The 24,419-nt window shown below is 65.3% G+C and carries 20 protein-coding genes and 1 pseudogene; 13 read left to right on the top strand and 8 right to left on the bottom strand.

Annotated elements, in window-relative coordinates; genetic code table 11:
- Position 1: 1 nt before the first annotated feature.
- A complete protein-coding gene (locus OM977_RS06530; protein WP_264356691.1) occupies positions 2–1,609 on the bottom strand; it encodes a carboxyl transferase domain-containing protein in 1,608 nt (535 codons plus the stop codon).
- A gap of 148 nt (positions 1,610–1,757) precedes the next feature.
- On the opposite strand from OM977_RS06530, the gene OM977_RS06525 reads away from it, so the two are divergent.
- Positions 1,758–2,411: an SACE_7040 family transcriptional regulator gene (locus OM977_RS06525; protein WP_442960724.1), complete on the top strand. Its 654-nt coding sequence runs from the start codon at positions 1,758–1,760 to the stop codon at positions 2,409–2,411.
- Here the strand turns inward: OM977_RS06525 and OM977_RS06520 are convergent.
- The 4 genes from OM977_RS06520 to pdhA all read right to left on the bottom strand — a co-directional run bounded on the left by OM977_RS06520 (position 2,404) and on the right by pdhA (position 7,637).
- Positions 2,404–3,903 (bottom strand): FAD-dependent monooxygenase, encoded by a 1,500-nt coding sequence (locus OM977_RS06520; protein WP_264357330.1) that lies wholly within the window; start codon positions 3,901–3,903, stop codon positions 2,404–2,406. The genes OM977_RS06525 and OM977_RS06520 overlap by 8 nt on opposite strands.
- Positions 3,904–4,042: 139 nt before the next feature.
- A complete protein-coding gene (locus OM977_RS06515; protein WP_264356689.1) occupies positions 4,043–5,452 on the bottom strand; it encodes a dihydrolipoamide acetyltransferase family protein in 1,410 nt (469 codons plus the stop codon).
- Entirely contained in the window at positions 5,449–6,459 is a 1,011-nt protein-coding gene (locus OM977_RS06510; protein WP_264356688.1) for an alpha-ketoacid dehydrogenase subunit beta, read from the bottom strand. The genes OM977_RS06515 and OM977_RS06510 overlap by 4 nt, the downstream gene beginning before the upstream one ends.
- Positions 6,459–7,637: a pyruvate dehydrogenase (acetyl-transferring) E1 component subunit alpha gene (pdhA, locus tag OM977_RS06505; RefSeq protein WP_264356687.1), complete on the bottom strand. Its 1,179-nt coding sequence runs from the start codon at positions 7,635–7,637 to the stop codon at positions 6,459–6,461. Before pdhA ends, OM977_RS06510 begins: the two co-directional genes overlap by 1 nt.
- 196 nt (positions 7,638–7,833) lie before the next feature.
- Here pdhA and OM977_RS06500 point away from each other — a divergent pair, with 196 nt between their 5' ends.
- From OM977_RS06500 to OM977_RS06490, 3 genes are all read left to right on the top strand, one after another.
- Positions 7,834–8,307, top strand: coding sequence for an Lrp/AsnC family transcriptional regulator (locus tag OM977_RS06500; RefSeq protein ID WP_264356686.1), 474 nt, complete (start codon positions 7,834–7,836; stop codon positions 8,305–8,307).
- 142 nt (positions 8,308–8,449) lie between these two features.
- On the top strand, positions 8,450–8,914 hold the full coding sequence (locus OM977_RS06495; protein WP_264356685.1) for a hypothetical protein: 465 nt from the start codon (positions 8,450–8,452) through the stop codon (positions 8,912–8,914).
- A gap of 201 nt (positions 8,915–9,115) precedes the next feature.
- Positions 9,116–10,819, top strand: a complete 1,704-nt coding sequence (locus tag OM977_RS06490) for a sialidase family protein (RefSeq protein WP_264356684.1) — start codon at positions 9,116–9,118, stop codon at positions 10,817–10,819.
- 78 nt (positions 10,820–10,897) lie between these two features.
- Here the strand turns inward: OM977_RS06490 and OM977_RS06485 are convergent, their stop codons facing one another.
- Positions 10,898–11,791 (bottom strand): DUF4862 family protein, encoded by an 894-nt coding sequence (locus tag OM977_RS06485; RefSeq protein ID WP_264356683.1) that lies wholly within the window; start codon positions 11,789–11,791, stop codon positions 10,898–10,900.
- A 191-nt stretch (positions 11,792–11,982) separates the two neighbouring features.
- On the opposite strand from OM977_RS06485, the gene OM977_RS06480 reads away from it, so the two are divergent.
- The 8 genes from OM977_RS06480 (at position 11,983) to OM977_RS06445 (ending at position 21,426) form a co-directional block, all read left to right on the top strand.
- Positions 11,983–13,626, top strand: coding sequence for an ABC transporter substrate-binding protein (locus OM977_RS06480; protein WP_264356682.1), 1,644 nt, complete (start codon positions 11,983–11,985; stop codon positions 13,624–13,626).
- A 72-nt stretch (positions 13,627–13,698) separates the two neighbouring features.
- Entirely contained in the window at positions 13,699–14,604 is a 906-nt protein-coding gene (locus OM977_RS06475; RefSeq protein ID WP_264357329.1) for an ABC transporter permease, read from the top strand.
- Positions 14,605–14,607: 3 nt separating this feature from the next.
- Positions 14,608–16,719: a dipeptide/oligopeptide/nickel ABC transporter permease/ATP-binding protein gene (locus OM977_RS06470; RefSeq protein ID WP_264356681.1), complete on the top strand. Its 2,112-nt coding sequence runs from the start codon at positions 14,608–14,610 to the stop codon at positions 16,717–16,719.
- Positions 16,716–17,522 carry an ATP-binding cassette domain-containing protein gene (locus OM977_RS06465; protein ID WP_264356680.1) on the top strand — a complete coding sequence of 269 codons (807 nt, stop codon included), beginning with the start codon at positions 16,716–16,718 and terminating at the stop codon, positions 17,520–17,522. The genes OM977_RS06470 and OM977_RS06465 overlap by 4 nt, the downstream gene beginning before the upstream one ends.
- 42 nt (positions 17,523–17,564) lie before the next feature.
- A complete protein-coding gene (locus OM977_RS06460) occupies positions 17,565–18,482 on the top strand; it encodes a dihydrodipicolinate synthase family protein (RefSeq protein ID WP_264356679.1) in 918 nt (305 codons plus the stop codon).
- A gap of 18 nt (positions 18,483–18,500) precedes the next feature.
- Complete coding sequence (locus OM977_RS06455; RefSeq protein WP_264356678.1) at positions 18,501–19,460, top strand: ROK family protein; 960 nt, start codon at positions 18,501–18,503, stop codon at positions 19,458–19,460.
- A gap of 2 nt (positions 19,461–19,462) precedes the next feature.
- On the top strand, positions 19,463–20,146 hold the full coding sequence (locus OM977_RS06450; protein WP_264356677.1) for an N-acetylmannosamine-6-phosphate 2-epimerase: 684 nt from the start codon (positions 19,463–19,465) through the stop codon (positions 20,144–20,146).
- The gene (locus OM977_RS06445; RefSeq protein ID WP_264356676.1) at positions 20,143–21,426 is read left to right on the top strand and encodes an N-acetylglucosamine-6-phosphate deacetylase; all 1,284 of its coding nucleotides are present in this window, start codon (positions 20,143–20,145) and stop codon (positions 21,424–21,426) included. The genes OM977_RS06450 and OM977_RS06445 overlap by 4 nt, the downstream gene beginning before the upstream one ends.
- A gap of 18 nt (positions 21,427–21,444) precedes the next feature.
- Here the strand turns inward: OM977_RS06445 and OM977_RS06440 are convergent, their stop codons facing one another.
- The gene (locus tag OM977_RS06440; protein WP_264356675.1) at positions 21,445–22,206 is read right to left on the bottom strand and encodes a glucosamine-6-phosphate deaminase; all 762 of its coding nucleotides are present in this window, start codon (positions 22,204–22,206) and stop codon (positions 21,445–21,447) included.
- 136 nt (positions 22,207–22,342) lie between these two features.
- The gene (locus tag OM977_RS06435) at positions 22,343–23,074 is read right to left on the bottom strand and encodes a FadR/GntR family transcriptional regulator (protein ID WP_270103237.1); all 732 of its coding nucleotides are present in this window, start codon (positions 23,072–23,074) and stop codon (positions 22,343–22,345) included.
- A gap of 160 nt (positions 23,075–23,234) precedes the next feature.
- Here OM977_RS06435 and OM977_RS06430 point away from each other — a divergent pair.
- Positions 23,235–24,256: pseudogene (locus OM977_RS06430) on the top strand (acetylxylan esterase).
- The last annotated feature ends 163 nt before the right edge of the window (positions 24,257–24,419 follow it).

Below are 24,419 nucleotides of genomic sequence, written 5' to 3'. Positions count from 1 at the left end.
CTCACATCCGGAAAAGGCCGAAGGAGGTCTCCGGCAGCGGGGTGCGGGAGACGACGTCGAGCGCCAGTCCCAGGACGGTGCGGGTGTCCGCGGGGTCGATCACGCCGTCGTCCCACAGGCGGGCGGTGGAGTAGTACGGGCTGCCCTGGTCCTCGTACTGGGCCTTGATCGGCGCCTTGAAGGCTTCCTCGTCCGCGGCGGACCATTCCTCGCCGCGGGCCTCGTACTGGTCCCGCTTCACGGTGGCGAGCACGCTGGAGGCCTGGTTCCCGCCCATCACGGAGATCCGGGAGGCCGGCCACATCCAGAGGAACCGGGGCGAGTAGGCCCGCCCGCACATCGAGTAGTTGCCGGCGCCGAAGGACCCGCCGATCACCACTGTCAGCTTGGGGACCCGGGCGGTGGCGACGGCGGTGACCATCTTGGCGCCGTTTTTGGCGATGCCGCCCTGTTCGTAGTCCTTGCCGACCATGAAGCCGGAGAGGTTCTGCAGGAAGATCAGCGGGATGCCACGCTGGTCACAGAGCTCGATGAAGTGGGCGCCCTTGAGCGAGGACTCGCTGAAGAGCACGCCGTTGTTCGCGACAATCCCCACCGGATGGCCGTGCAGCTTCGCGAAGCCGGTGACCAGGGTGGTGCCGTAGTTCTTCTTGAATTCGTGGAAGCGGCTGCCGTCCACGAGCCGGGCGATCACCTCGCGCACATCGTACTGAGCGTTGACGTCCGTCGGGACGGCACCGTAGAGCTCGTCCGGGTCTGCAACGGGTTCGACGGCGGTGTCCACGTCCCAGGCGGGGGCGGCGGCCCGGGGCAGGGTGGAGACGATGTCCCGGACGATCTGGAGGGCGTGCTCATCGTTCTCGGCCAGGTGGTCGGTGACGCCGGATATCTTCGAGTGCACGTCGCCGCCGCCAAGTTCCTCTGCCGTGACGATTTCGCCGATGGCCGCCTTCACCAGGGGCGGGCCGCCGAGGAAAATGGTGCCCTGGTTCCGGACAATCACGGTCTCGTCACTCATTGCGGGAACATAGGCGCCGCCGGCGGTGCAGGAACCCATCACCGAGGCGATCTGGGGGATTTTGGCCGCGGACATTTTTGCCTGGTTGAAGAAGATTCGGCCGAAGTGTTCCTTGTCGGGGAAGACCTCGTCCTGCTTGGGCAGGAAGGCGCCGCCGGAGTCCACCAGGTAGATGCAAGGCAGGCGGTTCTCCAGTGCGATTTCCTGGGCCCTCAGGTGCTTCTTCACCGTCATGGGGTAATAGGTGCCGCCCTTGACGGTAGCGTCGTTGGAGATGACCAGCACCTGCCGGCCGTGGACCAGGCCGATGCCGGCAATCACACCGGCGCCCGGCGAGTCGTCGTTGTACATGCCGTTGGCAGCAAGGGGTGCAATCTCCAGGAACGGGCTGCCGTCATCGAGCAGCCGATCGATGCGCTCGCGCGGCAGAAGCTTGCCGCGGGCCACATGGCGTTCCCGGGACTTCTCCGGTCCGCCCAGGGCCGCCGCGGCGAGCCGTTCCTTCAGCTCACGGGCCAACCCCAGCTGCGCTTCCCGGTTCGCGGCATAGGCGCTACTCGTCGCGTCCACCTGGCTGGCAATTGTCTCCATTGACTGCTTCCGTTCCCGGGCCCCATGCTGGAGGCCCACCTTTGCGGCCTATCAGCCGCTTCGGTTAGTACCGCATAACTGAGATTTAGGTTAGTCTCTATTAACTGTGCTGTCCACCACGGGAGCGGGTGGACAGCTCGATCTTGAGATGAGGGATGTGCCGGTGACCGATCCCAGCCAGACTGCCCAGATTGGCACCCAGCGCAGCCAGGCCAAGGAGAACCGCCGGCAGGCGCTGCTCTCCGCTGCAGCCGCCATGTTCGCCGCGGACGGTTTCAACCGGGTGTCCCTCGAGGATCTGGGTGCGGCAGCGGGGGTCAGCGGCCCGGCCGTTTACCGGCACTTCGCGGGCAAACAGGCCGTCCTCGGCGCCCTGCTGTTGAGCGTCAGCCAGGAACTGCTGGACGGCGGCCGCCGGGTGGTGGCGGACTCCGACGGCGCCGCCGCGGCACTGGGCGGCCTCGTGGAGTTCCATGTCGACTTTGCCCTGAGCAACCCCGACGTCATCCGGGTCCAGGACCAGGACTTCAGCAACCTCGCACCGGACGACCAGGCCGAGGTCCGGACGCTCCAGCGCAACTATGTGGAACTCTGGGTCGACGTGCTGGCCGGGCTGCATGTCGACACCGAGCCAGCCGAACTGCGGATGCGGGCGCATGCCTCCTTCGGCCTCATCAACTCCACACCCCATTCCGTCCGCACCCATGGACGCAGGATCGCCGTCAAACGGGCCCGGCCGCTGCTGGAGAGCATGGCCCTGGCAGCCCTGATGGCCCCGGCAGTACCCGCGCCGGTCAGCTGACCGGTTTCGGTCCGAACCAGGTGGTGAGCGCGGCCGCAAGCCCCTGCTGGGTCTGGTTTCCCACCCAGGCCACATAGCCGTCGGGCCGAATCAGCACGGCAGTGGGCGCAGCAACTTCCCCGAGTGCCGGAAGCTCCCACGGACCCCTGTATTGGGCATCGATCAATTGGATCCGATCTGGCCGCGGCGTGGTGTCGAAGCATCCCGGCTCTCCGAGATTGAGCAGGACGGGCCGGGCCTGGTGCAGCAGGGTGAAGACCCGGATCGGGCCGCCCGCGGTGACCAGGTCGAAATCTGGCATGCGGCGTCCGAGCAGCGGGTGCCCCGGGCCGAGGTCGTAGTGGATGTCCAGGCCGGACTGCATCGCGGCGAATCGCTTGCGCGGCTCGTCTATGCTGAGGAGCTCTGAAATGGTCTCGCCAGCGGCCTTGCTGCGGCTGTCCGGGCGGCCAAGCGCGACCTGCGCCATCGTGTTGCGCAGCACGCGGGCAGCAACCGGGTGACGCTCGGCGTGGTAGGTGTCCAGAAGGCTTTCCGGGGCTGCATGGTTGACCACCCCGGCCAGCTTCCAGCCCAGATTCACCGCATCCTGCACACCGATGTTTAGGCCCTGACCTCCGACCGGGTAGTGCACGTGGGCGGCGTCCCCGGCCAAGAGAACCCGCCGGTCCCGGTAGGCCGCAGCCTGCCTGGTCATATCGGTGAACCTGGAGATCCAGGTGGGGTTGTGGATCCCGTAATCAGTCCCGCACACGGCGATGAGGGCTTCGCTCAGGTCGCGCAGGCTGGGTTCGCCCGTGCAGCCGACGTGCTCTTCGGTCACCATGACCCGCATCGGCCCGGCATCTTTGTAGACCACTTTGCCGTCGCGGATCTCGTACTCCAACCGGCCGAAGGAATGGATGCCAAAAGCATTGTGGTGGACGCCCAATTCCGGCTCCTCGGCCATCTCCACCTCTGCGATCAGGTTGCTGGTGGTCGGATCCCAGCCGGGAAAGTCGATGCCGGCTGCTTTGCGGACCAGGCTGCGGCCGCCGTCGCATCCGGCGACATATTCCGCCCGTAGCAACCGGCCGCCGGACAGCTCGACGTCGACGCCGGCGTCGTCCTGCGCGATGCCCGTGACCTCAAGTCCGCGGTAGGTGGTCACCGCCAACTCGTCGACCCAGCCGGCCAGTATGCGTTCGATGTGGGTTTGCCACAGCCCGAGCCCGTAGGGGTGCCGGGTGGGAAAGTCGCTGATGTCCAGACGTGTGGACGCGAACCCCGCGACCTGAGCAACCTGTCCCTGCGAGAGGAACCGGTCCGCGATCCCGCGTTGGTCGAGGACCTCGATGGTGCGTGAGTGCAGCCCGCCGGCGCGAGCGCCGGCGACGTCGCGGCTGGCGCGCCGCTCGACGATGGCGACGTCCACGCCTGCCAACGCCAGTTCGCCTGCCAGCATCAGCCCTGTCGGGCCGCCTCCGACGATCACCACCGCATGCCCGGTCATCGCCACACCCCGGTTCCAAGCATTGCGCTACTCCTGTTCCCAGTGTTCTGGTCTTCGGCGAGTATGCGCCCGGTCCCGGGGCTTGCCGCAAGTCCCCCTGCGGGCGATACATTGGGAATAGGAAGGACTGGCCGGAATGCTAGACCATGGCCAGCGCCATGCCCGGGTCGGCCAGGATGGTGCCGAGGTCCTGGAGGAACCGCGAGCCCTGTTCGCCGTCGACCAGCCGGTGGTCGAAGGAGAGGCTGAGGGTCATGACCTGGCGCAGCGCCACCTCGTCCTGGTACTCCCAGGGCATCTTGCGGACCGCGCCGAGGGCGAGGATGGCGGCCTCGCCGGGGTTCAGGATCGGCGTGCCGGCGTCGATGCCAAAGACACCGATGTTGGTGATGGAGATGGTTCCGCCGGCGAGGTCGGCGGGCGCGGTCTTGCCCGCGCGGGCCGTGTCCGTGAGGTCGGTCAGGGCGGTGGACAGTTCCTTCAGGGACAGCCTGTCAGCGTCCTTGATGTTCGGCACCGTCAGTCCCCGCGGAGTCGCCGCGGCAATGCCCAAATTGACGTAGTTGAACTGGACGATCTCCTGGCTGGCCTCATCCCAGCGGGTGTTGAGCGTGGGGTGGTTCCGCAACGCGATCAGGACAGCCTTGGACACCAGCGTCAGCGGTGTGAGCTTGTAGCCGGCGAAAGCGCGGCTGGCCTTGAGCCGGGCCAGCAGCTCCATGGTCGCGGTGACATCGATGGTCAGGAACTCCGTGACATGCGGGGCCGTGAAGGCGCTCGAAACCATGGCGGCGGCGGTGAACTTCCGGACACCCTTGATCGGGGTGCGCGTTTCCCGCGCAGCCGGCTCCGCTGCCGCACCGGGGGCGACAGGTCCGGCGAGGTCGCGTGGTGCCACCGGCAGGTCCCCGCCGCCGACGAAGTTCCGCACATCGTCCCGGGTGATCAGCCCGTGTTCACCGGTCCCGGCAACGTTTTCCAGGTTGACCCCGAGGTCCTTCGCAAGCTTGCGGACCGGCGGGGTGGACCGCGGGCGCTCCGCCGGGTGCCCCACGGCGGGGGCGGCGGGAGTGCTTGGAACCGGCGCAACGGCCGGAGCGGGCATCGCGGCCGGGGCGATGGCAGGCTCGACCACAGGTGCGGACCCCACTGCCGCTGGCGCGAAGCTGCGGGCGCGGCGGGACGGACGGCCGGAGGCTTCGAGGACCGCGCCATACCCGACGAGGTTGGGCTCGCGCTTGGCCGCCTGGCCCTCGCCAGAGTCCGAGTCCGCGTCCGCCGAGGCGGCACCGTCGTCGCCCTCGACTTCGAACGACACGATCGGCTTTCCGACTTCGACTACGGTGCCCGGCTGCTCGTGCAGCGCGGTGATCACGCCCGCGAACGGGGAGGGCAACTCGACAACCGCCTTGGCCGTCTCCACCTCGGCAATGATCTGGTTGAGCGAGACCGTATCCCCCACCCCGACCTTCCAGGCAACGATTTCCGATTCGGTGAGACCTTCGCCGAGGTCCGGCAGCCTGAATTCCTTGATCATGGTGGCGGTCATCCTTCCAGCCCGCTGAGGGAGTTGGGGCGGCCCAGGGCGCGGTCGACGCCGTCCAGGATCCTGTCCAGGCCCGGCAGATGGTGCATTTCAAGCTTCGAGTACGGGTACGGGACATCGAAGCCGGTCACCCGGACCGGGGCGGCTTCGAGGTGGTAAAAGCAGCGTTCGGTGATGCTGGCGGCCACCTCGGCGCCGAGCCCGCCGGACTGGGCCGCCTCGTGCGTGATGACCAGCCGTCCGGTCTTGCGGACCGAGTCTTCCAGCGTGGCGAAGTCCAGCGGGGCCAGGGAGCGCAGGTCAATGACTTCCACGGAGACGCCTTCATCCGCGGCGGCGAGGGCGGCATCCTTGGCGGTCTTGACGAGGGGTCCGTAGGCCACCAGGGTCACATCTTTGCCCTCGGCCACCACGCGGGCCTTCTCCATGGACAGCGCGGCGCTGAGGTCCATGGATTCATCAACCTCGCCCTTGTCGTGGTAGCGGCGCTTCGGTTCGAAGTACAGCACGGGGTCGTCACAGGCAATGGCCTGCTGGATCATTATGTGGGCGTCCTGCGGGTTGGACACGCTGATCACGCGAAGGCCCGAGGTGTGCGTGAAGTACGCCTCCGGGGATTCGGAATGGTGTTCCGGCGAGCCGATGCCGCCGCCGAACGGGACGCGGATGGTGATCGGCATCTTGACGGCGCCTTGGGTGCGGTAGTGCATCTTGGCGACCTGGCTGACGATCTGGTCGAACGCCGGGTAGATGAATCCGTCGAACTGGATCTCCACCACCGGGCGGTACCCGCGGTAGGCCAGGCCCACTGCGGTGCCCATGATGCCGGACTCGGCGAGCGGCGTGTCCACCACGCGGTGCGTGCCGAAGTCTTTCTGCAGCCCGTCGGTGACCCGGAAGACGCCACCGAGCGCGCCGATGTCCTCCCCCATCAGGATCACCTTGGGATCGTTTTCAAGGGACTTGCGCAGGCCCGAATTGATGGCTCGGGCAAAGGTCATCTGCGTCATCAGCGTGCACCTTCTTCAGAAGCGGCTTCTGCGGGATCACCGAAGGAAGCCAGGTAGCGGGAATAGTGGTCCTGCTGGCGGTCGAGCCAGGAATTGGGGGTGCTGTAGACGTGCTTGAAGACGTCCAGCGGCTGCGGCTCGGGCATGTTGATGGTGCCGGCCCGCAGCGCCTTGGCCACGGCGTCCGCCTTTGCTGTGACGGCGGCTTCGAGCTCCGCGGTGAGCAGTCCCTTGCGTTCCAGCAGGGACTTCACCCGGGCAATCGGATCCTTGGCGGCCCAGTCCTCGAGCTCGTTGGCGTCCCGGTAGCGGGTGGGATCATCCGCCGTCGTGTGCGGGCCCATCCGGTAGGTGACAGCCTCGATGAAGGTGGGTCCTCCCCCGTGCCGCGCCCGGTCGAGGGCGATGCGCATTGCGGCCATAACGGCCAGGACGTCGTTGCCGTCGACGCGCATGCTGGGGATGCCGAAGCCGGCGGCGCGGTCCGCGATCTGGATGTGCGACTGCAGCTTGACGGGCTCGGAGATGGCCCAGTGGTTGTTCTGGCAGAAGAACACCACCGGCGCCTGGAAACTGGCTGCAAAGACCATCGCCTCGTTGACGTCGCCCTCACTCGTGGCGCCGTCGCCGAAGTAGGCCACGGCCACCGAATCGGCGCCGTCATTCTGGATGCCCATGGCGTAGCCCGTGGCGTGCAGGGTCTGGGCGCCAATGATGATCTGCTGCGTTGCCACGTTCACGGTGTACGGGTCCCAGCCGGAAAGTGAGTTGCCCCGCCAGGCCCGGACGATGTCCTCCACGTTCACCCCGCGGACGTAGGCGACGCCGTTGTCGCGGTAGCTGGGGAAGACGAAGTCGTCGTCCCGGAGGGCCCGGGCCGAGCCGATCTGGGACGCTTCCTGGCCCAGCAACGGGGGCCAGAGCGCCAGTTGGCCCTGGCGCTGAAGGGCGGTTGCCTCTGCGTCGATCCGGCGGATCACCACCATGTCTTCGTAGAGTGTGCCGAGCTGCTCGTCGGTGACATCCTGGATCCAGGAGTCGAATTCGGGATGGCTGACCCGTTCGCCCCCCGGGGTGATCAGCTGGACGAGGTCCCCGCCGGTCCGCCTGTTTGATTCTGCGCTGTTCCCGGGGCCGCCGGCGGCGATGCCGCCCTTGCCCGCGTCGTCGGTAAACATGTTGTCCGCAACCTTCTGACGTCGTCTGACCGGTGCTCCGGAGGACTCGTGATCCCCGTGCACACCGGCCGCCCGGGCGCCGTTGCCCCGGATAATTGTGACCCTACTCACTTTGCACAAGGGGTACAACCACCTGCGGAAAAGTTGAGCATTATGCCCTGCCGGAGCCGCCGTGACCGTGCTAATCTTGCGCATTATGCAAACCTTGGATGGCACCGACACCCGTCTGCTTTCGGCCATGGCGAGCGATCCGCGGCGCACCGTGGTTGCCTTGGCCCAGAAGCTCGGACTGTCGCGCAACACCGTGCAGGCCCGGATGGCCCAGCTGGAGAAGAAACACGTCTTCCTTTCGTTCGAACGGCGCATTAATCCGGCCTCCCTGGGCTACCCGCTGATGGCCTTCATTTCGGTGCACGTCCAGCAACAGAAACTGGGCACGCTGGCGGTGGAGCTGGCGGGCATCCCGGAAATCCTGGAAGGCTACGGGCTCACCGGCTCCGCGGATCTGCTGCTGCGCGTCGTGGCCCTGGACGCCGAAGACCTGTTCCGGATCAACGGGAAGATCCTGGCCTGCGACGGCGTGGACCGGACGGACACAGCACTGGCCATGGGCGAGCTGATTCCGTTCCGGATCCAGCCGCTGCTCGAGCGGGGCTCCGCGGAAGGCTAAGAACCCGGCGGCGTGGCAACGCCCGTCGGCGGGTCCGGCCGTCCCCGTCGCTATAGGCTGGGTCGCATTGACACCCACGGGTCCCTTCAGGGTCCCTGCGACCAAGGCAGCGGCCATGCGGACTGCCGGAAAGGCTTGCATCTTGAGCATTCCCCAGGACACACAGCACGCTCCTGGAAAGAGCCGCCCCCCGCTGTGGATGGTGCTGGGCATGGTCGGCGGGTTCCTGCTGCTCGTAGCGATCGGCGTGGTCACACTGATGAACTTCGTCGGCGGCGCAACGAACAAAGCCAAGGATCTCGCGGATGATTTCAACGCGTTGATCATCACCGGCGACACCGGCACCGCCTACGACAAACACCTGGGTCCCGCACTCAGGGAAAAGCTCACCAAGGAGGACTTCACTGCCGGCGTCCGCGGCCTGGAGCTGAACGGGTCCTGCAAGCCGAACTACACGGAACTCCGGGCCAGCTCGGGCAACGGCGCTAAAGGGGCCGACGTCGCGGGTTCCCTCGACTGTGACGGTAAGACCATCGAACTGGCCTACCGCTTCGAGGGCACAGGCGAGCTCAACATGGTCAACATCCGCCTCAAGCCGCAGGCCTGAGCGGGGCGGACAACACCAGGAGCTCCCGTGCAGAGCACGGGAGCTCCTGGTGTTCCGGCCGGATTGGTCAGGGCAGGCGGCCCGGCGCCACCGGATCTAGACGCTCCACGAAAGAGCCCTTTTCCGCTGCTCCTTCTATACGACGTCCTACACACCATGGGGTGTCCGCTGTCACAAACGTAGAGCTGGTTAGACTAAGATGTGACATCCTATGTTTGCGGTCCCGTAGCGTCCGCCCACCCCTCCCTTGAGCAGGTCCTGGCCGTCCGGGGGCACGGCGGTTACCGTCAGTACCGCATTCCCGCCTTAGCGGTCACCGTCCGGGGCGCGCTGTTGGCGGCTTATGACGGGCGGCCAAACCTGGATGACCTGCCCAGCCCAATCGATCTGCTGGTCCGCCGGAGCTTGGACAACGGGAAGACCTGGGGTCCCCAGCAGGTGGTGCGTACCGGGTCCGGGTTGCAGGGTTATGGGGATCCAAGCCTGCTGGTGGATGCCGAAACGGGTCGGATCTTCCTCTTCCACGCAGCGGGCACACGTGCCGGCTTTTTTGAATCCACTACCGGCCTGGACCCGGACGATGAGCTCATTCAGCACTGCGACCTCAGCTTTTCGGACGACGACGGTGTGAGCTGGCAGCACCGGCGCATCACGGACCAATTGAAGGGCAGCAGTTCCGCCGCCCGGGTGATTACCGGCATTTTCGCGTCCGCGGGGCAGGGCATTCAGATCCACACCGGACCGTACCGGGGCCGTCTCGTCCAGCAGTTCGTTGTTCTCCGCGGCGGCAAGATCATGGCGGCCTCGGCCTACAGTGATGACCACGGGGACAACTGGACCCTGGGAGAACTTATTTATGCCACCCCCGAGGGAGCGGCGCCCAATGAGAACAAGGTGGCCTCGCTGGCTGACGGTCGGCTGCTCCTGCACAGCCGCGCCACTCCATGGCGGCTGGCCGCATTCTCGGACGACGGCGGCCACAGCTGGAGCAGTCTCGCTCCCGTCGGGGACCTGCCGGATCCCAGCGACAACGGCTCCCTTGCCCGGTTCGACGGCCTGCCCGCCGTGCCGAACCTGGCCACCGCAGTGACGGACCAGTGGCTGTTGGCGACCAACAACCACGACACCAATCTGCGGCGGAACACCGTGCTGAGCCTCTCCCCCGACAATGGGGCGACGTGGCCGGCGAAGCTGGTCCTGTGTGCGGGCAGTTCCGCGTATTCGACGGCGACGCGGCTGCCCGACGGCAACATCGCGGTGCTGTACGAGCGCCAGGGCTACCGGGAAATAGTTTTTGTTTCCGTCCCTCCGGGTCAGTTGACCGATCAGCTTGCCGCGCGGACACCGGCGGCAGCGGGTGATGGAGCGCCTCCGGCGGGCCCGGGTCTTTCCTTTGAGATGGAGTTGCGGTCCATCACGCCGGGCCTGCCTGCAGTATGGCAGGACGCCGGGGAGTCCCATGTCCTGGCTACGGACGGGAGCGGCTGGGGCGCCGGGACCTGGAAGGAGATCGGCCAGGGCTATTCCCCGGACCAGGTCCAGGTCCTTGGCACGCGCGAGGCGCAGGACCTGAACTACGGTCCTGTCCTACCGGGCTGCAAAGCCGGCGACATTCTCGCCTTCACCGGACGGGCAAGGAACGACGGGACCGAGGCTGCTTACGGGGTGCGGCTGACCGGCCCGGGCTCCGACGCCTTCCCCGCAACCGACCTTTCCCCGGGTGAGCAGACCCTTTACTTCACCCCTGCCTACACAGTCACTGAAGAGGACGCAGCGCAACCGGCATTCGACGTCATCTACGCGGTCGAAGCAAGGCAGAACGGATCCCTTCATCAATGGTCCCGGGTCTTCCGCTTCGACGTCACCACCGGAGCCGTCAGCATCGAGGATACGTCCTCACCATAAATGGATGTGGGATAGCCGAAACGGGCGGGCACCGACTGCTGCGACCGGGCCCTTGGCAGCGCCGGGCGCCGGCGGTGCTTATTCGATCAGGTCGCACATCTGCTGCAGCCGGGCGAGACGCTCCTCGGGAGACAGCCCGTGCCGAGATAGCCCAATCTTGAAGCCGGTCAGGGAAACCGGGCCGGCTGCGTGGAGGCAGCGCTGGATTTCGCTGGCGTTCAGCAGCGAGCTCGGCGGGGCGCCGGGTACCTCAGCGGCGGGAAGATGGGCGTCGATCCAGGGGTAACCGAACTCGGTTTCCGTGGGTGAGCAACCGGAGAACATCAGTCCGGCCAGGGTGTCGGCTTCCCGGGCCTGTGACAGGTGTTCGACGGCAGTGTCAGGGTTTTCCGTTTCAATGACGGACCGGGCCCAGTTCACGACGATTCCCGTATGGTGCCACCCCTGCTCCCGGAGGGAGCGGATGACATTCACTTCGTCTCTGAAGGTCAGGAACCCCTTTTCCGGGTTGCTACCCGGACGGGGAGCATCGCAATGCTCGATCAGCAGACGGGTACCGCCCCAATCCCAGTCGAGCAGTTCCTTGAAGGACTCCTCGAGGGCCTTGGCGGAGGATGACCGACGAGGGGCGGAGTGCAGTTCCACCGCCTCCACAGGGTGCCCTTCCCCCGCTAGTTGAAGGACATATTCCCGCAGCCCTGACACAAATTCCAGCGCCTTCAACCGGCCCTGGCTGTCGGTGGAAGCCAGACCGAAAGTCTTGTCCTGGTTCAGGCGCTGCATGGTGCCGGGAATGGCGGTCACCACCGCGGCCCAGTTTTCCGGCGCCCCGGCTGGCCAGGGACTGCCGCCGGCCTGGCCGTAAGGGAGCTCCAGACCCCGGATAGACGGAACGCGTCCGAGTCCTTGGTAAAACAGCTGCTGCTGCGGCGCCTCCGGCACGGCGGGATACGCACCCACAATCAGGGACATGTCGAACTCCTTTGACGACGGCTGGCGGAGGCAGAAACCGGGTGATGGAACTGCGCCACGGGGTTGGCGCTTTCATACGCACCCCTTGGCGAAGGGCCGGCACTTGACCCCCGGCTGTGATGGGACTTACAGTTTTACCACGAGCTCGGATGTCCTACATCCGATAAACCTTCTGGAATGGCGAGGCTTTTATGAACATCTCCTCCAAGAACCTGCCGCTGGTCAAAGATGCCAGCCGCCGGAACTTCCTCAAACTGACTGGCGCCATGGGTGTCGCCGCAGCATTCGCCACCACCCTTGCTGCCTGCGGCGCCCCGGCCACCACGACCTCCGGCGCTACGACGAACACCTCGCCGATCAACAAGGACCTCACCATCGAGGCCGGCATCTCCTATGCCCTTTCCACCGGCTTCGACCCGATCTCCTCCTCCGGCGCCACGCCGATGGCGGCGAACCTGCATATCTTCGAGGGCCTGATCGAGCTCCACCCGGCAACCCGTGAGCCGTACAACGCCTTGGCGGCCGCCGACCCGAAGATGGTCAATGACACCACCTACCAGGTGGCTATCCGCGACGGCGCCGTCTTCCACGACGGCACCCCGGTAACCGCCGAGGACGTTGTCTTCTCCTTCACCCGCGTGATGAACCCCGCCAACAAGTCTTTGTTCTCGCAGTTCATCCCGTTCATCCAGGACGTCAAGGCACTGGATGCCAAGACCATCGAGTTCAGCCTCAAGTACGCGTTCCCCGGCTTCGGACCCCGCATCTCCGTGGTCAAGGTCGTTCCCAAGGCCCTGACCAACTTCCCGGTCGGCTCCGAACAGCTGAAGTCCTTCGACGCAAAGCCTGTCGGGACCGGCCCGTACAAGCTCATCTCCGCCGTCAAGGATGACAAGATCGTCTTCGAGGCCAACGACGCCTACACCGGCCCGATGCCGGCCCTGGCCAAGGGCATGACCTGGCTGCTGCTCTCCGATGCCGCGGCCCGCGTCACCGCCATGCAGTCCGGGCGCGTCCAGGCCATCGAGGATGTCCCCTACCTCGACATGGAAGGCCTGAAGTCCAAGGCCACCGTTGAATCTGTACAGTCCTTCGGGCTGCTCTTCATGATGTTCAACTGCAACGCAGCGCCCTTCAACAACAAGCTCGTCCGTCAGGCCCTCCACTACGGCCTGGACAAGGACTCCATCATCAAGAAGGCCCTGTTCGGCAACGCCAAACCGGCCAGCTCCTACTTCCAGGAGGGCCATCCGGATTACGTCAAGGCCAAGAACGTCTACGGCTACGATGCCAAGAAGGCCGAGGAACTGCTCAAGGAAGCCGGCGTCACCAGCCTCGAATTTGAACTCCTCACCACGGACACGGCCTGGGTGAAGGATGTTGCCCCCCTGATGCTCGAGTCCTGGAACAAGATTCCGGGCGTCAAGGTGACCCTGAAGAACCTCCAGTCCGGTGCCCTGTACACGGACCGCGTTGCCAAGGGTGACTACACGGTGGTTGCAGCGCCCGGCGACCCGTCTGTGTTCGGCAACGACGCGGACCTGCTGCTGAGCTGGTTCTACGCAGGCGACACCTGGATGAAGAACCGCGCCTTCTGGGGCGAAACACCAGAACGCGCCCAGCTCGTGGACCTGATGTCCAAGGCCGGCCAGGCCTCGAAGGACGACGCCAAAAAGCTGACGGGCGAAATCGTGGACCTGGTCTCCGACGAGGTCCCGCTCTACCCGCTGTTCCACCGCCAGCTTCCCAGCGCCTGGGATTCAAAGAAGCTCAGCGGCTTCAAGCCCCTGCCCACCACCGGAGTTTCCTTCGTTGGTGTGGGCCGCACCTCCTAGCCACAGCAACCGGAGAATACATTGACCACGATATTGCGCCTACTGGGCCGACGGCTCGCGGCCCTGCCGCTGATGATCCTGGGCATCACACTGCTCGTGTTCCTCGTCCTGCAGGCCGCCCCCGGTGACCAGGCGAGCAGTGCCCTGGGCGAAGGGGCAAGCGAGGAAGCCAAAGAGCAGTACCGCCAGGCCAACGGCCTGAACGATCCCGTCCTGCTCCAGTACGTCCGCTTCCTCGGCAGGCTCCTGCAGTTCGACCTGGGTGTCACCACTCCCCCGGCGAAATCCGTGGCCAGCATGATCGGTTCGGCTTTTCCGCTCACCCTGCAGCTGACGTTCCTGGGCGTCATCATTGCCGTGGTTCTCTCTCTGGTCTTTGGCATCATGGGCGCACTGTACCGGGACAAATGGCAGGACCAACTGGTGCGAGTCTTCTCCATCGCCGCAGTGGCGACGCCGTCGTTCTGGCTGGGCATCCTGCTGATCCAGTGGTTCGCCCTGGGCCCCGCCCCGCTGTTCCCGTCCGGAGGCATCGCCACTCCCGAGTCCGGCTTCGGCGGCTGGCTCAACTCGATGGCGCTGCCCGCTCTTGCCCTCGGCATCCCGGTCTCAGCCTCCCTCATCCGGGTGGTCCGCACCTCCATGGTGGAGGAGCTGGACCGGGACTACGTCCGAACCGCCATCGGTAACGGTGTCCCCTACCGCGAAGTGGTTTCCAAAAACGTGCTCCGCAACGCACTGGTCACCCCGGTGACCGTGCTGGGATTGCGGATCGGCTACCTGCTCGGCGGTGCCGTGGTGATTGAAATGATCTTTGCCCTGCCCGGAATGGGCCAGCTGATCCTGAACGGCATCACCAACCTCGACGTCAACCTGGTCCAGGGCGTGGTCCTCATCATCTCCGTGACCTTTGTCCTGGTGAATATCGCCGTGGACCTTCTCTACCTGCTCATCAACCCCCGAATCAGGACCGTGTGACCCATGCGCAGCAAACTCGCCGAACGTCTGAGCGCCCCGGGACTCCGCTTCAAGGCACTGCCTTGGAGCTCCCGCCTGGCCCTCGCCTTCCTGGTTGTAATCGCCGTTGCCGCCATCTTCGCCCCGGTCCTGGCGCCGCACGATCCGCTCGAAACGTTCATTCCCGCGACACCTCCGGGGGCCGAACACTTCCTCGGCACAGACAGGCTGGGCCGGGATATCTTCTCCCGCCTGCTCTACGGATCGCAGTCCTCCCTCCTGATCGGCCTCGGCGCCGTCGGTCTGGCAGTACTGGTGGGCGCATTCCTGGGCTCGCTGTCTGCGACATCGAGCAAAGCCGTCAACGAACTCATCATGCGGATCATGGACATCCTGATGGCGTTCCCCGGGATCGCCCTGGCGGCCGTCCTGCTGGCGGCGTTCGGCAACTCAGTGCCTACCATCATCATTGCCATCGCCATCATCTACACCCCGCAACTCGCCCGGGTTGTCCGCGCCAACGTCCTGGCCCAGTACGGCGAAGACTACGTCCGGGCAGAACGGGTCATCGGCGCAGGACGCTTCTACATCCTGATCAAGCACATCGTCCGCAACACCGCAGCCCCGGTCCTGGTGTTCGCCACGGTCATGGTTGCTGACGCCATCATCCTGGAGGCCTCCCTGTCCTTCCTGGGCGCCGGCGTCCAAGACCCGGCACCCTCCTGGGGCAACATCATCTCCTACGGCCGCAACCTCGTCCTGTCCGGCGGCTGGTGGGCCACCACCTTCGCCGGCCTCACCATTCTCCTCACCGTTCTGGCCCTGAACATCCTCGCCGAAGGCCTCACCGACGCCATGGTCAACCCCAAACTGCGCAAGGCACCCGTGGTGAAGGACGACGACGGCTCGGCAGCCGTTGTTGCCGGCGCGGCCGTGGACACCGAGGTTGCAACGTCAGTTGCTCAGCCGTCGGTCGTGGAAGAGCACGAGCTCGACGGCGTCCGTACCGCTTCCGGGGGAATCCTCGACGAGGAGAACTACAACAGGTCAGCAGTGCTCACGGACGTGAAGGTGGCCTCGGCCAACCCGCACCTCCTGCTCGACCGCGAGCTGGAACTGTTGGCAGCCGTCGAAGGCACCCGGACGGACCGGTTGGCGCAGGTCCCTGCAGATGCAAGGACCGTCCTTGAGGTGAAAAACCTTTCCATCCGGTTCCCTGGCAGGTTCGGTGACACCGCCATCGTGGACAACGTCTCCTTCAGTGTTCACGAGGGCGAAACCATGGGCCTGGTGGGCGAATCCGGCTGCGGCAAGTCCATCACCTCACTTGCCGTCATGGGCCTGTTGCCCAAGACGGCATGGATCAGCGGCTCCATCACGTTCGACGGCAAGGAACTGCTGGACCCGCAAACCAGCCACAGCGATCCCAAGGCCTATCAGGGGCTCCGCGGGGAACAGATCGCCATGGTCTACCAGGACGCGCTCAGTTCCCTGAACCCGTCCATGAAGATCAAGGACCAGATGACCCAGCTGACCCGTCGCGGCGGCCGTAAGACCCCTGCCGAGCTGCTGGAAATGGTCAAGCTTGACCCGGTACGGACACTCGCCAGCTACCCGCACGAGCTCTCAGGCGGCCAGCGCCAGCGCGTGCTGATCGCCATGGCGCTCTCACGTTCCCCCAAGATCGTGGTGGCAGATGAGCCAACCACCGCCCTGGACGTTACAGTCCAGAAACAGGTGGTGGACCTGCTCAACGAACTGCGCGAACAGCTCGGCTTTGCCATGGTGTTCGTCAGCCACGACCTTGCCCTGGTCGCCTCCCTGGCCCACCGCATCACGGTCATGTACGCCGGTCAGGTCGTTGAATCAGCGCAAGCGTCCGAGCTGCTGCAAAACCCCAAGCACGAATACACCCGCGGACTGCTCGGCGCCGTGCTCTCCATCGAAGCCGACGCCGCCCGCCTCCATCAGATTCCCGGCACAGTGCCCTCACCACAGGACTTCGCGCCCGGCGACCGCTTCGCCCCGCGCTCCCAGCGCCGCGACGCCAACCCCAACCAGCAACTTGTCCTCACCGCCGTAGGCGGGGACTCTGACCACTACTGGGCAAGCCACCTGAAGGAGGACGCCAAGTGAGCGTTTCCACCGGCAAACCGGTCATCGAACTCAAGGACGTCAAAGTCCACCACCGCGCACGGACCGGCAGCCTTTTCCGCCCCAACATTGTCAAAGCCGTCAATGGTGTGAACTTCACCATCAGCCGCGGCGAAACCGTGGGCATCGTGGGTGAGTCCGGCTGCGGCAAGTCAACCCTGGCCTCCGTCCTGGTAGGTTTGCAGGCACCCACCTCCGGTCAGGTGCTTTTCCACGGCAATCCGGCCATCAAACGGAATGCGTCCATGCGTAAGGAATTCGGCCGCGCCGTATCGGTGGTGTTCCAGGACCCCGCCACGGCCCTGAACCCGCGCATGACCATCCAGGACATCCTCACGGACCCGCTCCAGATACATGGGATCGGCAACACCGCCTCCCGGGCTGCCAAGGTCAGGGAACTCCTTGCGCTGGTGGGCCTGCCCGCCTCCGCGGCGGAAGTGACGCCGTCGCAGGTGTCCGGCGGCCAGCGGCAGCGCGTGGCCATTGCCAGGGCACTGGCCCTGGACCCGGACATCATCGTCGCCGATGAACCGACGTCGGCCCTGGACGTCTCGGTCCGGGCGCAGGTACTGAACCTCCTCTCGGACCTGAAGACCCAGCTGAACCTGGGAATGGTGTTCATCTCCCACGACATCCAGACCGTCCGCTACATCTCCGACCGCATCTGCGTGATGTACTTCGGCGAAATCGTGGAGGAAGGCCCCGCCGCCCAGGTCTTCGACACCCCACGGAACGACTACACCAAAAAGCTCCTCGGAGCAGCCCCCAGCCTGCTGCACACCTAGATTTTCAAACCCCACCTTTACAACCACCCATTGGAGTTCCCCTTGTCTTCCCAGTTCCAGGGCGTCATCCCGCCCGTCGTCACCCCCCGCCACGCAGACGGCAGCATCGACACTGCATCACTGCAGAACCTCACCAAGCACCTGCTCGACGGCGGCGTGTCCGGACTCTTCGTCCTGGGCTCCTCCGCGGAGGTGCCGTACATGACCAACGCCGAACGTGACCTCGTGGTCAGCACCATCGCCGCCGCCAACGCCGGCGCCGTGCCCCTGATCGTCGGCGCCAACGAGCAGACCACCAACCGCGTCATCGAGGAAGCCAAACGCGTCATCGACCTCGGGGCCGACGCCATCGTGGTCACGTCCATGTACTACGCCATCGGCAACGCCAGCGAAACCGAGACCCACTTCCGCACCATTCACGCAGGTGTTGAGACGCCGATCTTCGCCTACGACGTTCCGGTCCGGACCCACTTCAAGCTCCCCACAGACCTGCTGATCCGGCTGGGCCGCGACGGCATCATCGCCGGCGTCAAGGACTCCTCCGGCGACGACGTCTCCTTCCGCCAACTCCTGCTCGCAGCAAAGGACATCGATAACTTCGACATCTTTACCGGCCACGAAGTAGTGGTCGACGGCGCACTCCTCGGCGGCGCACAAGGCGTGGTCCCGGGCTTGGGCAACGTCGACCCCCGCGGCTACCGCAACCTCGTTGACGCAGCCATTGCCGGGGACTGGGCCAAGGCAGCGGCCGAACAGGACCGCCTGGCCGACCTCTTCGAGATCGTCTACACCCCCAACGGACGCGTCTCCGGCGGAGCAGCCGGCCTCGGCGCCTTCAAGACCGCCCTGCAGATCATGGGCATCATCGAATCCAACACCATGAGCATCCCCATGCCCGCGCTGAACGAAGAAGAAACGACCGCGATCAAGGTCATCCTCGAACGCAACAGCCTGGTCTAGGGACGGGCGCTGAAGCTGATGCACGCCATTGGTGTTGACCTGGGCGGGACTAAAACTGCTGCCGGGGTCGTCTCAGACACGGGTGAAGTCCTGTTTTCCGAGACCATTCCCACCCTCAACCGTGATGGCGGCGAGGCAATTCTCAACGCCACTGCCAGCCTGGTTGCTGAACTCATTGGACGGGCAGCTGCTGCCGGAATCGTCGTCGATCATGTCGGCGTCGGTGCGGCCGGTGTCATTGATGCCCGCACCGGTGAAGTGGTTTCAGCGACCGATGCGATCCTCGGCTGGGCCGGAACAGCAATCAGCGCCGACCTGGCAGCGCGGCTGGCCCTGCCGCCGTCGTCCGTTCAAGCCGTGAATGACGTCCACACCCACGCGCTTGGCGAGACTTGGACCGGTGCCGCCGCCGGGACTGCGAGTTCACTCCTGGTTGCCTTCGGCACAGGCGTCGGCGGCAGTTTCGTCCACGAAGGCACACCGGTTCTGGGACACCGCTACGTGGGCGGACACGTTGGCCACTTTGCCTCGCCGTACGCCTTCCACGACGGCCAGCCAGTGCCCTGTGTCTGCGGCGGAGCAGGGCATGTTGAAGCCATCGCCTCGGGACCTGCCATCCGGGAAGCCTACCGGCGGTTGCGCGGGCGGGCACCCGTGTCTGATGCCCGCAGTGTTTTCGCCCTCGCCGCCGATGGTGATGCCATCGCCATAAAGACCATCGGCGTCGCTGCCGCTGCGGCCGGGCAGGCCGTGGGAGGGTTGGCAAACATATTGGACCCGGAAGTCGTGGTGGTCTCAGGTGGGCTCGCGGACGCGGGAGCGCCCTGGTGGCGTCCGATGGAACGGGCCGTCCGGGCCGAACTCCTCCCGGCTCTGGCCGGCGTTCCCCTGCTTCCTGCCTCACTTGGTAACGCTGCCGCCATAGTGGGCGCAGCCCGCCTCGTTCTCACCCAAGCCACGATTCTACAAAGGAACTGACCATGATTCTGTCCCCCGACCGCCTTGCATCCTTGCGGGGACGGCTCATCGTGTCCTGCCAGGCATACCCGGGTGAGCCCATGCGCGATCCCCGCACCACCGCACAGGTCGCTGCTTCCGCTGTCATCGGCGGCGCGGCCGCGGTCCGGGTGCAGGGACTGGCGGACGTCCAGCACACCCGCGCCGCGGTGGAAGTCCCGGTGATTGGGCTGTGGAAGGACGGGCACGACGGTGTCTTCATCACCCCAACCCTCCGGCATGCCCTCGCGGTAGCCAACGCCGGCGCCCACGTCGTGGCCGTCGACGGCACCCGCCGCGCACGCCCGGATCGCCTCACCCTCGCCCAGGCAGTGGCCGGGATCCACACAGAATCCCACGCTCTGGTGATGGCTGACTGCGGGTCTTTCGAGGACGCAGCGGCCGCCGTCGAGGCCGGCGCGGACCTGATAGGGACGACACTTGCCGGCTATTCCGGTGACCGGCCTAAGACCCAGGGGCCGGACCTTGCACTGCTTGAACAGATTGCGGCAGCTGACTTCGGTGTGCCGCTCATCGCCGAGGGCCGGCTGCATACCCCCGCCCAGGCGAGGCAGGCACTTGATGCCGGCGCCTTCGCCGCGGTGGTGGGAACAGCCATCACACACCCGGCCACCATTACCGGCTGGTTCGCGGACGCCTTGAAATGAGTCTTCAACCTGCCGTTGCGCCCCGTGCCGCAGTTGACCCCGGTTCTTTCCTGCTGTCCGGGACCGTCCTAACGGACGGAACCGTTCTTGAGGACGCCGTAGTCGCGGTCAGCGAGGGGCGCATCTCCTATGCCGGACCACGGACCGGGTTCGATCCACGCACCCTGCCGGGGCTGGAGGATGTGGAGTTGCCGCCCGGCAGCATGATCCTCCCTGGGCTGGTTGACCTTCACTGCCATGGCGCAGCGGGCGGAGATTTTCCTGGCGGTGATCTCCTATCAGCCCGATCCGCGGTCGAGTTCCTTCACGCCAGCGGTACCACCACCTTGCTGGCTAGCCTGGTGACCGCTCCCCGGGAGGACCTGCTGCGCGGCGCTGAAACCCTGCGCCCCCTTTCTGAGGAGGGACTGATCGCTGGAATTCACGCCGAGGGGCCGTTCCTTTCCCACGTGCGCTGCGGCGCCCAGGATCCCCGGTTCCTCCTCGAACCCGATCTTCACCTGCTCCGGGACCTCGTGGAGAGCGCAGGCGGGTACCTGCGCACCATGACCTATGCTCCCGAACTGCCCGGCGCCGCAGCATTGGTACAAGCCTTGGTTGATCTCGGCGTCACGCCGTCCCTGGGCCACACCAACGCTGATGCCTCGACGACGGCGGCCTCCCTCACCCAGGCAGCGAACCTGCTCGCCGCATCGACGCTGGGCAGCGACGCGCGTCCGACGGTCACCCACCTGTTCAACGGCATGCCATCGCTGCACCACCGCGACCCCGGGCCCGTAGCGGCCTGCCTGCGAATGGCGGCGGCAGGTACGGCCGCTGTGGAACTTGTTGCCGACCGCGTCCACCTCCACCCGGACACCGTCCGTATGGTCTTCGCACTCGTTGGCGGGGACAACGTCATTCTGGTGACCGACTCCATGGCCGCGACGGGACTGCCGGACGGCGACTACGACCTTGGGCCCGCAGGGGTCTGCGTCAGCGGCGGCGAGGCCCGGCTCCGCAGCAATGGCGCCCTCGCCGGCGGAACTGCGACACTGCTGGACGTTGTTCGGCGGACGGTCGAAGCAGGGGTGGACGCGGCAAGCGCCGTTGTATCAGCCACGGCCGTTCCGGCCAGGATCCTTGGCATCCAGAAAGAAGTAGGAAGCCTCAGACCAGGGCTGAGGGCGAACATCCTGGCTGTGGACCGCGACTTCCGCCCGATCAGGGTGTTCCGTCGCGGCCTTCAACTCCCCCGGCCAGCCGCAGCCATCACAGCCGCCACCGCGCCTGCTTCCTAAGGCCCCTGCTCCCCTAGTTCAGGCGCTCGGCGTCGCGACCCTGACGGCCACCTGTCCAAGCTCGGCACCAAGGAGGACAGCCGCAGCTTCGTCTGCCACCACGGTCACATGCGGGTGCAGCTGCAGTACCGAAGCGGGACACTCCGGGGTCACCGGCCCGTGCAGTGCTGCAGCCAGAACTTCAGCCTTATCCGCCCCGTTGACCACCATCAGCAGGTGCCGGGCCTCACGAATGGTACCGAGGCCCTGGGTAATGCACTGGGTTGGCACGTCGTCAACAGACCGGAAGTAGCGCGCGTTGGCTTTGCGGGTCCGCTCGGCCAAAAATTCCACGCGAGTCCGGGAATCGAGCCCCGAGCCCGGTTCATTGAAGGCAATGTGCCCGTTGTGGCCTATCCCCAGAATCTGCACGTCCACGCCGCCGACGGCGCGGATGGCGGCGTCATACAGGGCTGCTGCGTGGTGAGGATCTTCGGCGCCGCCGTCGGGAACTGAAACAAGGGCCGGGTCCATACCCAAACGTTCGGTCACTTCACGGCGGACCACTTCGGCGTAGCTTTGCAGGTGCCCAGCCGGCAGGCCAACGTACTCATCGAGGGCGAACGCTTGGACCCCGGACATGTCCAAAGTGTGCTCGGCCAGCGCCGCGTAAACGGGCAGTGGGGAGCTGCCCGTAGCGACACCAAGGACAGCATCCGGCTTGCTCCGGATGACGGCGGCAAGAATCCCGGCGGCAACAGCTCCGGTACCCGACGCATCGGGGACTACAAAAATTTCCATGGCAAAAGGGCGCTCTCTCATAAGATGGTGCCTCACCGCGTGCTCCGGTAAGTAATCTGGACGAACGGGGACGGGAGATTTACGTGAACGATGCGGACAGCGGTACGGGTTTCTCGTCCTCGCCCGGCAGCGAGTCTTAGGTTGACGCGACGTCTTTCAATTTGCGGCGGATACCGTCGAAGTGGCGCTGAAGGCGTTCAGAAGCCAAGGCTTTGTCCCTATCTGCCACTGCGTGGTAGATGTCCCAATGGATCTGGACCTGTTCTTCAAGGTTGACCGGCCCGGAGCCCAACGCCTCATGAATCTGGCGGTAGACCTGCCAGAACACGTCCATCAGGTTGATGAGCAGCTCGTTGTTCAAAGGTGCATAGAGACGGCGGTGAAACTCCGCGTCGTGTTGAACAAGGAGTTCACCCTTACCGGCAGCGTCCTGCATTGCTTCCATCGTGGCGCGCAGATCAGCCAAATGATCCTCCGTCAAGAGGTCTATGGCCGAGCCGATAAGACCGGACTCAAGAGCCTGCCGCACATCGATCAGCTCCATCGCTTCCTCGCCTTTGTGCCGGAGCGAAAGCCTGCCCCGGAACGTCAGCCCGGACACCAGTGCGCTGAAATTGTTCGGAGCGACAAACATGCCGAACCCGTGCCGGATCTCAATGACACCAAGGGCCTGCAGCACCTTCAAGGACTCCCGGACAGTGTTCCGCCCTACGCCAAGCTCAGCGGAGAGCTCACTCTCAGTGGGAAGGGCATCGCCAACATCCAGCCCTCGCTCCAGGATGAGGTCCATGATCCGCGTCTGCAGGGCCTGGGAACGGATTTGCGCGCTGAACCTTGCCGGCGATACCGAGGCGGGTGCTACTGTCACGTCATCTCCTTCAGCCGCGCTCGGGGGCGGCCATTCGTCTAAACTAATGATACAGGAGATGGGATATCCTCTGTCTCCTTTCTTTCCACAAATTTCGAGAATCCTACAACTCGCAGGCCGGGGTAGGGATCGCTCAAGCACCAGAAAATGGAGAACGAGAATGCCCATCGTTGACATGCCCCTGCAAGAGTTGCGCAGCTACACGTCGGCGGCAACTGAGCCCCAAGACTTTGATGCGTTTTGGGAGGCAACCCTCGCCGAGGTCCGTGCCATCCCGCTGGCACCTGCCTACACTCCCGTCGAGAACCTTTTGCCACTTATTGAAAGCTTCGACGTTTCCTTTGCCGGTTACGGCGGAGCCCGGATCCGGGGCTGGCTCCACCTTCCCGCATACCGGCTCCCCGGTCACCGCCTGCCAGCAGTGGTGCAGTACATCGGATACTCAGGCGGCAGAGGCCTGGTCCAGCAGGACACCAAATGGGCGCAGGCGGGCTACGCCCACTTCATCATGGACACCCGAGGTCAAGGCTACGGCGGGATCACCGGTGACACGGCCGACCCTCACCCATCAGCAGGAGAGATAGCACACCCCGGCCTCATGACCAGGGGCCTGACCTCGAAGGAGGACTACTACTACCGCCGGCTGTATGTGGACGCATTCCGGGCGATCGAGACCGTCCAAAGTTTCCCGGACGTGGACGCCAACAACGTCTTCCTTGCCGGTATAAGCCAGGGAGGAGGCCTGGCCCTCGCAGCGGCCGGGCTTTCTGCCGGAAGACTCGACGGAATTCGAGCTGTTCTGGCAGACGTTCCCTTCCTTCAGGACTTTCCCCGGGCAATTAATCTCGCACAACGGGGCCCTTATCCCGAGATCACCGAGTTCCTCTCCCGTCACCGGGAACGTCACGAGCTCGCGTTAGAGGTCCTGAACTACTTCGACGGAGTCCACCTCGCTAGCAGGGCAACCGCACCGCCCTGTTTTCCGTCGCCCTGCTCGATGACGTCTGCCCGCCCTCCACGGTCTTCGCTTCCTACAACAGCTTCGGAACCGGGACTCCGCGGCAATTTGGGCAAGTGCCCGCGAAATCCATCGAGGTCTACCATTTCAACGGCCACGAGGGAGGACAGGAACACCACTGGGTCCGTCAGCTTGCGTATTTGAACGAAAGCCTCACTTGCTAACACATCGATCCCCAGCCGGAGCAACGCTGTCGAGTGGTCGAAGAGCCGGCACTTACGGTGCTCCTGCACGCAGACTCCGCAGGGCAGATCGACTGGACAGTGTCGGTGGACTCGACGATCAGCGGAGCCCACCAGCACGGGACGAGCCTTCCGCGCCACAGGG

The sequence above is a fragment of the Pseudarthrobacter sp. MM222 genome (genome assembly GCF_947090775.1).
Lineage (GTDB): Bacteria > Actinomycetota > Actinomycetes > Actinomycetales > Micrococcaceae > Arthrobacter.
This window is presented reverse-complemented; position numbering and strand designations above follow the sequence as displayed.